The following is a 13512-nucleotide window of genomic DNA, read 5'->3' on the forward strand; positions in this document are numbered from 1 at the left end:
AAGGAATAGAATGATGAATAAACATACAGATTCATACTACGCTCACTCGATCCTAAATGTAAGTGAGTACCCACAACTGCAAGACAATATTGAATGTGATGTTTGCGTGGTTGGTGCCGGTTTCTCGGGCTTGTCGTCTGCACTGCATCTAGCCGAGAAAGGCTTCAAGGTTGTAGTACTTGAGAATGCCAAAGTAGGCTTTGGCGCGACGGGTCGTAACGGTGGTCAAATTGTAAATAGCTACAGTCGCGATGTGGATGTGATTGAAAGCCGTTATGGCGAAAAACAAGCGAAAGCTCTGTGCGATATGATCTTTGAAGGTGGAGACATCATTCGTGGTCTAATCGACAAACACAATATCGATTGTGATTTTAAACAAGGCGGCATGTTCACAGCACTGAACAGCAAACAGATGAAAGGCCTTGAAGAGCATAAAAAGCATTGGGAACGCTACGGCAACGATAAGCTAAGTCTACTTGATGCGAATGAAGTCGAAGCGACAGTAGGCACAAAAGCGTACAAAGGCGCACTACTAGACATGAGTGGTGGCCACATCCACCCACTAAAATTGGCGTTGGGCGAAGCGGCAGCCATCACCGCTCTCGGTGGACAAATCTTTGAGCAATCCGGCGTGACACGCGTGGAGAAAGGCGTAAACCCTGTTGCTCACACAGAAAAAGGCAGCGTAAAAGCCAAGTACATTGTCCTAGCAGGCAACGCGTATTTGGGCGGTTTGGCACCAAACATCAGTAATAAAGCGATCCCTTGTGGTACTCAAGTTGTAGCTACCGAGCCGCTATCAGAAGCGATGTTGAAAGACATCTTGCCATCAGATTACTGTGTTGAAGACTGTAACTATCTGTTGGATTACTTCCGCCTAAGTGCAGATAAGCGTCTGCTGTTTGGGGGTGGCGTAGTATACGGTGCACGTGACCCAGAAAATATTGAAGCCTTGATTCGTCCGAAGATGGAAAAGATCTTCCCGCAACTCAAGGGTATCGGTATCGATTACAAGTGGACTGGCAACTTCCTACTTACCTACTCACGCATGCCGCAGTTTGGCTCGTTTGACGACAATATCTATTACTTGCAAGGCTACAGTGGTCATGGCGTAACGTGTACTCATCTTGCTGGTAAATTGCTCGCTGAGGCTCTTTCGGGTCACGCTGAACGCTTTGATGCTTTTGCAGACCTTACCCATGTTACTTTTCCAGGTGGTCGTCATTTTGCGATTCCGTTTACGGCAATGGGTGCGGCCTACTATACCTTACGCGACAAACTCGCAATCTAATTCCAAGAAGATACATAAATACCACTAGACAAAAAGAAGTGCCTGCAAAGACGGGCACTCAGTCAGCCCTTAGATGATAAGAGATAAAGGAAGATCCTATGAGTAAAGTAGTTAAATTTGCTGCCCTTCAGTTGACTAAAACTTGGGACCTAGATGCAAACCTAGAAAAGATTAAAAACGCGATTCGTGAAGCATCGGCAAACGGCGCAAATGTGATTGTGCCCCAGGAGCTCATGGCTGCCCCTTATTTCTGTAAAAAACAAGAATCGAAATACTTCGAGCTTGCTGAAGAAACTGACAACTGTCGTCTGATTAAAGAGCTTAGTGCTTTGGCAAAAGAGTTGAACGTTGTTATTCCTGTGAGCTATTTCGAAAAAGCCGGCAATACCTTTTTCAACTCGCTAGTGATGATCGATGCCGATGGCTCTGTACTTGAGAACTACCGTAAGTCACACATTCCAGACGGCCCAGGTTACAGCGAAAAGTACTACTTTAGCCCTGGCGATACCGGCTTCAAAGTGTGGAAAACCCAATTTGGCACCTTCGGTGCTGGCATTTGCTGGGATCAATGGTTCCCAGAGCTTGCTCGTAGCCTAGTGCTAAGTGGTGCAGAAGCCATTTTCTACCCAACGGCCATTGGTTCAGAGCCGCAAGACCTGACGCTGGATTCCAAAGATCACTGGCAGCGTACTATGCAGGGACACTCTGCGGCGAATCTAGTGCCAGTGATTGCGTCTAACCGTGTGGGTGTTGAAACGGATGATGGTATTGAGACAACGTTCTATGGATCATCATTCATCACGGATCATACTGGTGGCAAACTTGCTGAAGCACCACGTGAAGGCGAAGCGATCATATATGCGGAAATCGACCTTCAAGAAACGACAAAGGCGCGTCACGCTTGGGGTTTGTTCCGTGACCGTCGCCCGGATCTATACCAAGACATTCTTAACCTAGCGAAGTAGTGAGGTGAACGATGAAACTCACCACAACACCAAAACAAGACGGTTTCTTCTTTCCGGCTGAGTTTGAGCCGGTAAGAGAAGTTTGGCTGGCTTGGCCTGAACGCCGCGATAACTGGCGAGACAAGGCAAAGCCAGCGCAGAGAACCTTCGCCAAAGTAGCCAACGCGATATCCGATGTCGTTCCAGTGTCCGTTGCCGTGAGCAGCGCTCAGTATGAAACTGCTCGGGCTATGCTCGACCGCTCCGTAAAGCTGGTGGAGATGGCCTTCAATGACTCTTGGATGCGTGATATTGGTCCGACAGTGGTGGTGAATGCTAAGGGTGATAGGCGCGGCGTGAGTTGGCAGTTCAATGCTTGGGGTGGTGAGTTCAACGGTCTTTATGATGATTGGAGTGATGACGACAAGGTTGCTGCTGCGGTGTGTGATGTTATGGGACTTGATCACTATCGTGCCCCGTTCGTCCTAGAAGGAGGTGCTATTCACACTGATGGTGAAGGCACTCTGTACACCACAGAAGAGTGTTTGCTGAGCCCAGGACGTAATCCATCACTCAACAAGACCCAGATTGAAGCCAAATTGAGTGAATATCTCGGTATCGAAAAAGTGGTTTGGCTACCTAAAGGGTTGTTTAACGATGAAACTGATGGTCATGTCGACAACCTTATTCATGTCGTTGCGCCGGGTAAGGTGGTATTGAGCTGGACAGATGATCCATTTGATCCACAGTACACTTTATCTAGGGAAGCCCTTTCAGCGCTGAAAACGCAAACGGATGCTAAAGGACGCGCCATTGAAGTCATCAAGGTGCCGTTGCCTGGACCACTATACTACTCTCATGAAGAAGCATCAGGTGTTGATGTCAGTGATGGTATGAACCGCCAAGCGGGAGAACGTTTAAGTGCATCTTACGCTAACTTTTTGATGGTTAATGGTCATGTCTTTCTGCCGCTATTAGACAGTGAGTATGACAGGATCGCGATAGAGATTTTGGCCGAAGCACTACCTGATTATCAAATTGTTGGTATTCAGACACGCGAGGTGTTGTTAGGTGGCGGCAACATACATTGTATTACTCAGCAGATACCAGCTTAGAGCTCTGCCTACTGATTCACTCTATTTACAAACAATAATGGCTGCTCAATAGGAAGCGAGCCATGGAAGCAAAAGGATTCACCATGCAGCAAATTGACAACAAAAGCCTATTGGCGTTTATGGTGACAGCAGCCGACAACGCTGTTGAAGTAACCAACCCTGCAACCGAAGAGACAGTGGGTTTTGCGCCGCGCTCAAGTGATGCAGAAGTGATGGACGCCATTGAACGAGCGCACGTGGCACAAAAAGAATGGGCAAAGGTGCCTGCAAAAACGCGTGCCGGTATGCTTAACCGCTGGTTCCAGCTGATTCTAGAGAACAAAGATGACCTTGCTCGTATCATGACGATGGAGCAGGGCAAACCACTCGCAGAAGCGGCAGGTGAAGTGCTGTATGGCGCGAGCTTTATTGAGTGGTTCGCGGAAGAAGCGAAACGTACTTACGGCGATACGATCCCAGGTCCAACGGCCGATAAGCGAGTCGTGACTATCAAGCAACCAATTGGCGTTGCTGTTGCTATCACTCCTTGGAACTTCCCAATCGCAATGATCACGCGTAAAGCGGGTCCTGCTCTTGCGGCAGGTTGTAGCTTTGTGGTGAAGCCGTCTGACTCGACACCACTGTCTGCGTTCGCCATCGTGCAACTGGCTTACCAAGCGGGTATTCCACAAGACGCTCTGCAAGTGGTTCTGGGCGAAAGCTCACGCAAAATTGGCGCGATCTTTACCTCTCATCCTCTGATCAGAAAGCTCTCGTTCACAGGCTCTACGCAAGTAGGCAGTGTATTGATGGCGCAGTCTGCGAAGGACATCAAGCGCACGTCGATGGAGCTAGGTGGCAACGCACCATTTATCGTTTTTGACGATGCGGATATTGATGCAGCGGTACAAGGTGCAATGGCGTCTAAGTTCCGTAATGCAGGCCAAACGTGCGTTTGCGCTAACCGTTTCTATGTTCATAGCAAAGTTTACGACGAGTTTGTCGTTAAGTTTGATGCAGCAGTTCAGCGACTCAAGATTGGCAACGGTCTTGATGAAGGCGTTAGCATTGGTCCCGTGATTAATGAAAGTGCAAAACAGGGTATCCAAGCTCTGATTGATCGTGCTATTGAGCAGGGGGCAACACCTGTCACGCCGCTTGAATCTCTTGAAGGCAACTTTATGCAACCTGTGGTGCTAAAAGATGTGTCTCATAGTATGGATATCGTTCAAGAAGAGATCTTTGGCCCAGTTGCACCAGTGATTCGTTTTGATACGGATGAAGAGCTGATTGAGATGGCTAATGACACCATTTATGGTCTAGCAAGTTACTTCTACAGCCAAAACATTCATCGCGTATGGAAAGTGGCGGAAGCACTGGAATATGGCATGGTCGGCATAAATGAAGGCATTATTTCTACTGAGGTTGCACCATTTGGTGGTGTGAAACAATCAGGTATTGGCCGTGAAGGCGCGAAGCAAGGTATTGACGAGTATATGGACGTCAAATATCTCTGCTTTGGTGGCAATTAATTAGCGATAACGAATAAAGGACTGAACAATGAAAAATCAACAACTGCACGAAAGAAGAAGCAAAGTTATCGCTCAAGGCATGGGCGCACTTTACCCACTGTATGTAGAGAAGGCTGAAAATGCCCATGTATGGGATGTCGATGGCAACAAATACATCGATTTCGCAGCGGGTATCGCAGTAACCAACACGGGTCATTCTCACCCACGCATTACAGAAGCGGTGAAAGCGCAGATTGAAAACTTCTCTCATACCTGTGCCATGGTGACGCCATATGAATCGTTTGTGGAGCTGGCTGAAAAACTGACTGAGCTTGCGCCGGGTGACACTGAGAAGAAAGCGATCTTCCTTACCACTGGTGCAGAAGCGGTCGAAAATGCAGTGAAAGTGGCGCGTGCACATACAGGTCGTAGCGGTGTTATCGCCTTTAAAGGTGGCTTCCACGGTCGTACCAATATGACGATGGGTCTAACCGGTAAGATTGCGCCATACAAAGCGGGTTTTGGACCGTTTCCGAACGAGATCTTCCATGCACCGTATCCGAATGCGTTCCATGGCATTAGCACTCAAGACAGCTTGCAGGCACTTGAAGATCTGTTTGCTTGTGACATCGAGCCTAGCCGTGTTGCGGCGATCATTTTTGAGCCTGTACAAGGCGAGGGTGGTTTCTATCAAGCACCTCAAGACTTTGCTGAAGCGGTGCGTGCACTGTGTGACAAGCACGGTATCCTGCTGATTGCGGATGAGATCCAAACAGGTTTTGCCCGCACAGGTAAAATGTTCGCAACAGAGCACATTGGTATCGAACCAGATATGATGACGATGGCGAAAGGGATTGCGGGTGGTTTCCCAATCTCTGCAGTCGTTGGTAAAGCACACGTCATGGATTCAGCGCTTCCTGGTGGCCTTGGTGGTACTTATGCTGGCTCTCCACTTGGTTGTATCGCGGGCCTAGAAGTTCTCAAGATCATCGAAGAAGAGCAGTTGTGTGCCAAAGCTCAAGGTATCGGTGAAGTTGTGAATGCCCGAATGACAGCGCTGCAAAAACAAGTTCCAGCAATTGGTGAAATCCGCACTATCGGCGCAATGATGGCGATTGAGTTTACCGACCCTCAGACACAACAGCCATTGCAAGATGTCACCAAAGCGGTGATCGCTAAAGCTCAAGAAAACGGTCTTATTTTGTTGTCGTGTGGCGTGAAAGCGAATGTAATTCGCTTACTACCACCGCTAACCATAGAGTCAGAAGTGCTAGCAGAAGGCTTAGACAAGCTTGAAGCGATCATTTTAGACGTGGCGAAGTAACCCCCCAGCTTCCCACAGATTTTTATCGCTCCGATAAAGTCTCTCCCTAACAAAGCCCCCTCGATTCGAGCCCGAGGGGGCTTTTCTTTTTTCCGATCTTTTTGTCAATTTTTGATCATGCCTAAAGTATTGATCATTTATCAATTTAAAACTATATAGTTTTAAATTGAGTTCTGTTAACTTATTTGGAGTGCCAGGCACTCCATTAGCAGATCTGGATCCTGATAGCGCTCTTTTGAAAGACCGCTATCAAGATCCCTTTGATGATTGGTTGGAATTTTCATGACGCAACAACATTTTTTACCTATGAGTAATGTTATCCAAGATTACCCATGGGGCAGTGAGACCTCGATTTCGACGCTATTTGGTATCGAAAACCCGAAGCATAAACCTCAAGCCGAGCTTTGGATGGGCGCGCATCCTAATGGCTGTTCGCAGGTCTTTATCGACAATCACTTGGTTCGCCTAGACCAATGGGTGGCGGGCGACCCTGACTCAATTCTCAGCCCTTCTGTACAGCAGCAATTTGGTGAGTTGCCTTACTTGTTCAAAGTGCTTGCGGCAGAAAATGCACTATCAATTCAAGTACACCCTAGTAAAGAGCAAGCCGAGAAAGGTTATTTATTAGAGCAGCAACATGGCTTGGCTTTAAATGCAGACTGTCGAAACTACAAAGATCCCAATCACAAACCAGAGTTGGTTTATGCCTTAACTCGCTATCAAGCGATGAATGGTTTTAGGCCTCATGAAGAGATCCTAAAGCACTTTAATGCAATGGATATTTTGGAGTTGTCTGGGCTCGTCGCAGAATACAACTTAGAGCCGAACCCAGTGGGACTAAAGCGGTTCTTTGTCGGGTTATTGAAGTTGGAAGGGGAGCGCAAATGCCAAGCCATTGACGCCCTATTAAGTTTTGCTAGCAGTCAGCAAGGCGATGAGACATTTGAGCTCATTACTTGGTTAGCAGAGCGATACCCAGGCGATATCGGTTTATTCGCGCCGCTTATCTTGCATGTTCTTACCCTAGAGCCAGGCCAGGCAATGTACCTAGATGCGTGCACCCCTCACGCCTATTGCAAAGGGACAGGTCTTGAGATTATGGCTAATTCTGACAACGTGCTTCGTGCTGGCCTGACGCCAAAGCATATTGATGTTGCTGAGTTGGCAGCTTGCACCGTGTTTGAGCCAAAACGTCGTGAAGCTTTGCTTTCGACTCCTCATTGCGAGAACGGCGCAGAGCACTTTTTGGTGCCAGTAGAAGACTTTAAATTCAGCGTGTATGCCAATCAGCACCAGCGTGAGCTTTCGGTGGAAACACCGGAGATCTTATTTGCACTCGATGAGCCAGTGTATTTAGCACATGAAAACGGTGAGGTTGCCGTGTTAGATCGAGGGCATTCTATGTTCATTCCGGCTTTTGCTAAGCACTATTCTGTTAGTTGCCAAGGTAAGTTTGCTCGTGCCTACTGTTAGGTTTGAGAACAAAAACTAGGTCAATATCGAGAAACTATTAGGGAGATCGCGAGAGATCTCCCTTTTTTTATCCAATTTGTACAGAATGCAATCAGCATGGATTGCAATTTAGTTACAGATAACTAGTATGTAATTTAAGGAAATGTAAAAACTAAAGCACTAGGTACTGTAAAATGGAATTTAGAGTAGCAGAATATGCTGACTTTCAAAATGTAGCTCAATTACATGCATCGAGCTGGCAACACGCTTATAAGGGAATCATGCGCCAATCGTATCTTGATGATTCGGTTCTAGAAGATAAACAACTGATTTGGCAGACAAGGTTGCTCAATCCTCCTTTCAGTCAACATGTCCTTGTTGCGGAAGACAATAGTGAGTTGGTGGGGTTTATTTGTCTTTTTGGCAATCATAATGTCGATTTCGGCACTATCATCGATAATTTACATGTCACGCCTCAAGCGCAGCGTCGTGGCGTCGCTAAGCAGCTTATCGTTCGTGCGGTCGAATGGGCGGAAAGGTTTTACCCGGACAATGGTATTTTTCTTGAGGTCCTCGCCGACAATACCAATGCCATTCACTTCTATGAGTCGCTCGGCGGCAATCAAGTCCTCAAACAACGCGCAGAATCCCCTTGCGGCAAGTTTCTCGATGAATATCTCTACACCTGGAAGCGTCCAGCGGACTTGGCTGAAGGGTGTGGCGTTCTAGCTTAACCTAATAAAAAGAGCACCTCATAAAGAGGTGCTCTTTACTTATTGAGCTTGCTGTTAGAAATCTAACCTAAATACTGACGTCGTACCGCTCACTTCGTTGCCTACCGCGATGAAGTGTTGACCCTGCCTTGTAAAATACTTAATGGACTCAGGACCAAGATCTCCGGCTTTAGGATTGTACGTATCGTTCGCACAATCACCATCGTCTACTTGAGTGCAAACCGGTTGATTAAAGTCGCGATTGTTCACATAGGTGATAAATAGCGCTTGTTCAGGAACGGTGACGTCATAAACCATAATACCGCCTTGTCGTTCTAGCCCAATAAAGGCGTAATGACGGCCATTAATAGAGGCGACTTCAATGGCTTCTGGCTCGACGCCTTTGTCATCACTACGATCATCGGCTGAAGAGTTGTTGTCGTTAGTGCTGTTGAAGTTGGCTTTGTCGCTCATCAGTACAATGTTCGCGAACTCATCACCGCTGTCGTAAACGGCTTCACCTTGGTCATTCCAAATCGTGAAAGAGCGAGCGCCGAAAGCTTGTACCTTTTCGTCAGCCTGCAGTGGACTGTTTGCTTTGATGACTTTAAGACGCGCGAGCTGCTTGTTGTCTTTGAGCGCTTTTGCAAGAGGGTGGTCATCAGCAACCTTTAGCTTTTTGCCGCGTACTTCATCTACATAAGCAATACAGAAATCTTGGTTGGCCGCGTAATCCGCTGCTGATTGGTCTTCTTCGCCATCCCATTTATAGCCAAGTTGGTCACACTGCTCCTGAGTGGTATCGAACCCATATTCACGACCGTCCCCTTCGTTTGCTGTCACTATGTAGGTTTTGCCATCTACTTGGTAACTGGTAATGCTATCGGGCATATAAAGCCCTTCTAGCATTGGGTAGCTTTGTAAGTTGCCAACCATCTTGTCTTTGTTTGATGCATCCAGCTGAGCTGTTTCCCAGGACTTGCCGCCAAGTCCGTAAATGCCGACTACGCGTTTTTGTTCAACGTCGATGGCAGCCAGAGCATTGTTTTCTTGAAGTGCGACATACACTTGACCGTTGTTTGCAAAGGTTAAGTACTCTGGCTCCAGGTCTTGTGCAACGCTAGCTTTCGGGTGTGAGATTCGAACCTTGTCATTCAGTTCAGCATGTCGAGACTCACCTTGATTGAAGTCTCTAAAGTCAATTTGCGTCACCTCGGCATTGAGTGGACCTTTGCTTAAATCGACAAGCGTTACTGAGCCTTCTGGATCGATGGAGTAGTCTGAATTTGGTTCACCCTCGTTGGCCGATGCGATGTATTGTCCATCTTTGGAAAAGCTCACCATATCCGGCAGTGCGCCTGCTGGGTAAGTAGTTAAGAGCTCTAAAGTATCTGAACGGTACAATGCGATAAGACCCGCTTTCTGTTTATTCGCATTTTCAATGGCGACTGCGACCAATCCTTGATGCACAGAGACGCTGTTTGCTGCACCAATGGCAATACCTGACAGTGCTGCAGCCGAGTTAAGATCAATTTGTCCGGACAGAGTTGGTGCGCTCGCTTCGTCAAGTGACATGACGTCAACCGTTTTGCCTTGAGCATTGACGACATAAAGCTTGTCAGTGCAGCTATCGTAACTGACGATTTCAGCGGCAGAGCTAGCAAACGGCGCATCAGCGACAGAAGCTCCTACAAGAGTAAGACCGCTGACCGTCATCTCACTGGGCTGTGGCGCGGTTTGAGCTAGACATTGAATATTAAATTCTGTCACAGCCGAGAATGGCTGATTTGTGGATGTTGGTGTGCTTGAGGTGCAGCCCAGTAAACTGGCAGAAGCAATAGCCAGGGCAGATAGAGCGAGTGTGTGTTTCATGTTTCCTCCTTGAAAGTAGACTCGCCGACTTTAGAGAAGTGGTATGACGTTTTTATGTCGATGATGTAACTATCTGATTAAATAATATAATTGACAATAAAACAAAGCGAGAGCCAACGCTCTCGCTTATCTCGTCTCTGATAGTCGGAACTATCGCCTTAGTGTATTGAAGCTGGGTTGATTACGAACGATTTTTTCATGAACCTGCGTGTAGGTTTGCAGGTAGATGTCGTCTATCTGTTCAGCACTTGGGAAACTTTGTGAAAACTCGGGATGCTTATTGTCAATAGATAGGCTTGCGGCCTCGATGATGTGAGCGATAAACATACGCGGATCTTCTAGGCCAATGGAGACCCTCATGGTGGTTGGCCTTATCCCCGCCTCTGATAGAGCCGAATCACTCAGCTCTGAGTGCGTGGTGAGTGCAGGGCATAGAGCGACGGTGTTGGTTTGCCCAAGACTAACTTGCATGCCAATCGCGGGCTCGAGCATGTCAAAAAACTGTTTAAACACCTCTCGATTAATGGGCGCTCTATTGCCATTTCCTTCCATGTCGATGGTAAATAGCGCTGCCGGTAAACCCAAATACATATTCTTCTGGCAGTGAAGGTAGTTATCGCTATCAGGGAGACCTGGGCAAGAGACATTGATATCAGGATGGGCATCGAAGATCTGCGCTAGCGTTAGCGTATTAATGGTTTTTTGCACCACACGCATCTCATAGGTTTTCATTCCGTTGAGTACTTCAAAAGCCTTGTCCGCATCGAGGAACGCGCCTTTAATATAGTAAACGTTCCAAAACAGTGAGTGATTCCACTCAATAGTCACTTCATCGCCATTAGGTTTAGTGAATGGAACGCTCTCACCTTTAGGGATAAACATGGTTTCGTTTCGGCCTATTACTACGCCGGCGGTCGTTGTCCCCGAGCCTGCAAGTTCCTTGGTATACGAGTGAATAACGTAGTCGGGACGTTCCATAACATCGTCACGTTTAAGTACAGGATGTAACATCGGCGTACCAACGGTTGAGTCGACAATCACGTCCCAGCCGCGAGAGTGTGAGGCTTGGCTAATGGCCGCGACGTCCAGCACGTATCCGTGAGGGTTACAAGGCGATTCTAGGTAGACGTAGATGCGTTTGCCGTTTGCGATTCGGTCTGCGTATTTCTCCGTCACTTCATCTAAGCGTTTGGCAAAGTCGTCACCAGAATAACCATCGACCCACTCAACGGCGACGTTGAGATTCGACGGCTTAGCGAACCAGTCTTCAAGCAACTGATACGATCCGCCATAGATGTTTCGCGATGCCAGAACAATATCTTCATAGCCCAGCAGGTGACTAAGTAGACCATCAATCGCCGCCATCCCGGAGTTGAAGTTCCAAGCAAGGTATTGGTTTGCTCTTTCACCCGCTTCTAAGTCGACCATATGATTCGCAAGAGCAATCGATGTTGGGTTGAGCAGTCTTGAATAGATATCGTGCAAAGGCTCTTTGCCGTTAAATGCATCTTCAATCCATTCTGTACACGCGAAAAGGTAGGTCGCGGTGCGAGTGATAACTGGGCTTGCAGAGAAGATCGCCGCCACATTGTCAAAAATAGGGTATGCCCCTTTGGATGCGAAGTTGCCATTGTTGGTTGCAATTGATTGGTAGGTGGCGCGCATCGGGTTTTGTAGGTTATCGAGAATTTTCGCGATCTGAAACGACAAAAATCGTTTAGCATTAAACCACGCGATGCGATCGCTTTTATCGAGATCAGATAGGCCTTCGACGGTGATTGCCCAAAGATCATGAGTTTTGTTGTTTGCTTTGTATAAGGTCGTTGCAAGCTCGACCAGCGACATTCCGTATTCACTGTTTGGATCGATTCCAAAGTGCTGGGCTTGCTCTATTGCCAATGCCTCTGCTTGTTCGTGTTTGGTTGTTTTTCTTAGAGGGCTGAGTTGAGTCGAGGTATTCATATTTCCATCCTTTATTTTACCTCTTAAAAGTTTAGTGTTATAAAAATGTTAATGATTGCGATGTGCCAACTAATCACGGGTTTTTGCGCAATAATATTGCGTGAACTTGGTGAGCTTTAAAGGAATCTGCCAATGGATGAGATTGATAAGAAGATATTGAAAGAGCTTCAAAGCAATGCTCGATTAAGTAATCAAGAGCTTGCCGATCGCATCGCTCTTTCACCGTCCCCTTGCCTTCGCAGAGTGCGGGCATTGGAGAAACAAGGCATTATTTGTGGCTATCACGCGAGTGTGGATCAAGAGGCATGTGGTTTGCCAATTAACGTCTTTGTGCTGGTTAAGCTAGAAAAGCCTACCGAGGATAATATGCGAGACTTTGAGCAGCACATTGAAGCAATGGACGAGGTTCTAGAGTGCTTTTTGATGACAGGGAATCATGACTATTTACTGCATGTGGTGAGTGAGTCACTGAAAAGCTATGAGCAGTTTATTCGTCGCCAACTTACCCCGCTTCCCAATATTGCTTCTATTGAATCAAGCTTTGCATTCGGACAAGTAAAACGAAAGACCAAGCTTCCGATAAACTAGGTGTCGGGTCGCTGAACCGTCGAACCGTCGAGTCGTCGAACCGTCGAACCGGAAATTTTTACACAGCTTTACACTCCTGACTATCGCCTAACAATTATAAATTCCTGATAATGTCCTTAGCTTTTTTAAGGAATAATAATCATGTCAAAAAAATTATCAAAACCGACAATTGCTCTTCACTGGTTAACGGGGCTGACCTTTATCGGGATTTTTGTACTCGGCAAAGTCTTTGAATCGATGGAACGTAGTCCAGAAAAATTCGAACTCCTCGGAATTCATAAATCGCTGGGTGTGATTTTACTTGTGATAGCCACGACGCGCCTGATTTGGCGATTCAAAGAGGGGCCTATCGAAAGCGCTGCACCTATGCCAAGGTTGCAGGAAATCGCCGCGAAATCTATCCATCACTTACTTCTGCTAGGCACATTGCTGATGCCGACCTCTGGCATCATGATGAGCATTGGTGGCGGACGAGGGATCGATGTGTTTGGCTGGGTTCTTTATAGCAAGGGCGATAAGATCGAATGGCTTGGCTCGCTGGGCAGCAATCTACATGGTATTGGTGCGACAATCTTGATGGTTGCTGTAGCATTGCATGTGCTTGGCGCTATTAAACACCAAGTCGTAGACAAAGACGGTACGTTAAGCCGAATGCTAGGTCGTTAATAAATCTATTGGCCTTCCGACTTTAGAGCGGAGAGAAACATCAGAAAAGACCCCGCCTAGCAGCGGGGTTGGTCAAAGCGGTTGTTACGATTTAC

General features: G+C 47.1%; 11 protein-coding genes. 9 read left to right on the top strand and 2 right to left on the bottom strand.

Features of this window, described 5'->3' with window-relative positions; translation table 11 throughout:
- The first annotated feature begins 13 nt into the window (after nt 1–13).
- The 7 genes from L4C42_RS13350 to L4C42_RS13380 all read left to right on the top strand — a co-directional run bounded on the left by L4C42_RS13350 (nt 14) and on the right by L4C42_RS13380 (nt 8350).
- Entirely contained in the window at nt 14–1291 is a 1278-nt protein-coding gene (locus L4C42_RS13350) for an NAD(P)/FAD-dependent oxidoreductase (protein WP_353500158.1), read from the top strand.
- A 98-nt stretch (nt 1292–1389) separates the two neighbouring features.
- Nucleotides 1390–2256 carry an N-carbamoylputrescine amidase gene (gene aguB / locus L4C42_RS13355; protein ID WP_429760814.1) on the top strand — a complete coding sequence of 289 codons (867 nt, stop codon included), beginning with the start codon at nt 1390–1392 and terminating at the stop codon, nt 2254–2256.
- Between the two features lie 11 nt (nt 2257–2267).
- A complete protein-coding gene (gene aguA / locus L4C42_RS13360) occupies nt 2268–3350 on the top strand; it encodes an agmatine deiminase (protein WP_429760816.1) in 1083 nt (360 codons plus the stop codon).
- Between the two features lie 83 nt (nt 3351–3433).
- Nucleotides 3434–4861, top strand: a complete 1428-nt coding sequence (locus L4C42_RS13365; protein WP_429760874.1) for an NAD-dependent succinate-semialdehyde dehydrogenase — start codon at nt 3434–3436, stop codon at nt 4859–4861.
- A 28-nt stretch (nt 4862–4889) separates the two neighbouring features.
- Nucleotides 4890–6164: a 4-aminobutyrate--2-oxoglutarate transaminase gene (gene gabT, locus L4C42_RS13370; RefSeq protein ID WP_429760818.1), complete on the top strand. Its 1275-nt coding sequence runs from the start codon at nt 4890–4892 to the stop codon at nt 6162–6164.
- A gap of 282 nt (nt 6165–6446) precedes the next feature.
- Nucleotides 6447–7637 carry a mannose-6-phosphate isomerase, class I gene (gene manA / locus L4C42_RS13375; protein ID WP_429760820.1) on the top strand — a complete coding sequence of 397 codons (1191 nt, stop codon included), beginning with the start codon at nt 6447–6449 and terminating at the stop codon, nt 7635–7637.
- Between the two features lie 173 nt (nt 7638–7810).
- Nucleotides 7811–8350 (top strand): GNAT family N-acetyltransferase, encoded by a 540-nt coding sequence (locus tag L4C42_RS13380; protein WP_429760822.1) that lies wholly within the window; start codon nt 7811–7813, stop codon nt 8348–8350.
- A gap of 54 nt (nt 8351–8404) precedes the next feature.
- Here L4C42_RS13380 and L4C42_RS13385 read toward each other — a convergent pair whose 3' ends face one another.
- Both L4C42_RS13385 and L4C42_RS13390 read right to left on the bottom strand, forming a co-directional pair.
- Nucleotides 8405–10201 (bottom strand): choice-of-anchor I family protein, encoded by a 1797-nt coding sequence (locus tag L4C42_RS13385; RefSeq protein ID WP_429760824.1) that lies wholly within the window; start codon nt 10199–10201, stop codon nt 8405–8407.
- 150 nt (nt 10202–10351) lie between these two features.
- Nucleotides 10352–12163 (bottom strand): trans-sulfuration enzyme family protein, encoded by a 1812-nt coding sequence (locus L4C42_RS13390; protein WP_429760826.1) that lies wholly within the window; start codon nt 12161–12163, stop codon nt 10352–10354.
- Between the two features lie 132 nt (nt 12164–12295).
- Between L4C42_RS13390 and L4C42_RS13395 the strand changes: the two genes are divergently transcribed.
- The gene (locus tag L4C42_RS13395) at nt 12296–12751 is read left to right on the top strand and encodes an Lrp/AsnC family transcriptional regulator (protein ID WP_429760828.1); all 456 of its coding nucleotides are present in this window, start codon (nt 12296–12298) and stop codon (nt 12749–12751) included.
- Between the two features lie 141 nt (nt 12752–12892).
- Entirely contained in the window at nt 12893–13417 is a 525-nt protein-coding gene (locus L4C42_RS13400; RefSeq protein WP_353499786.1) for a cytochrome b, read from the top strand.
- The last annotated feature ends 95 nt before the right edge of the window (nt 13418–13512 follow it).

The organism is Vibrio wakamikoensis (assembly GCF_050337275.1).
Lineage (GTDB): Bacteria > Pseudomonadota > Gammaproteobacteria > Enterobacterales > Vibrionaceae > Vibrio > Vibrio chaetopteri.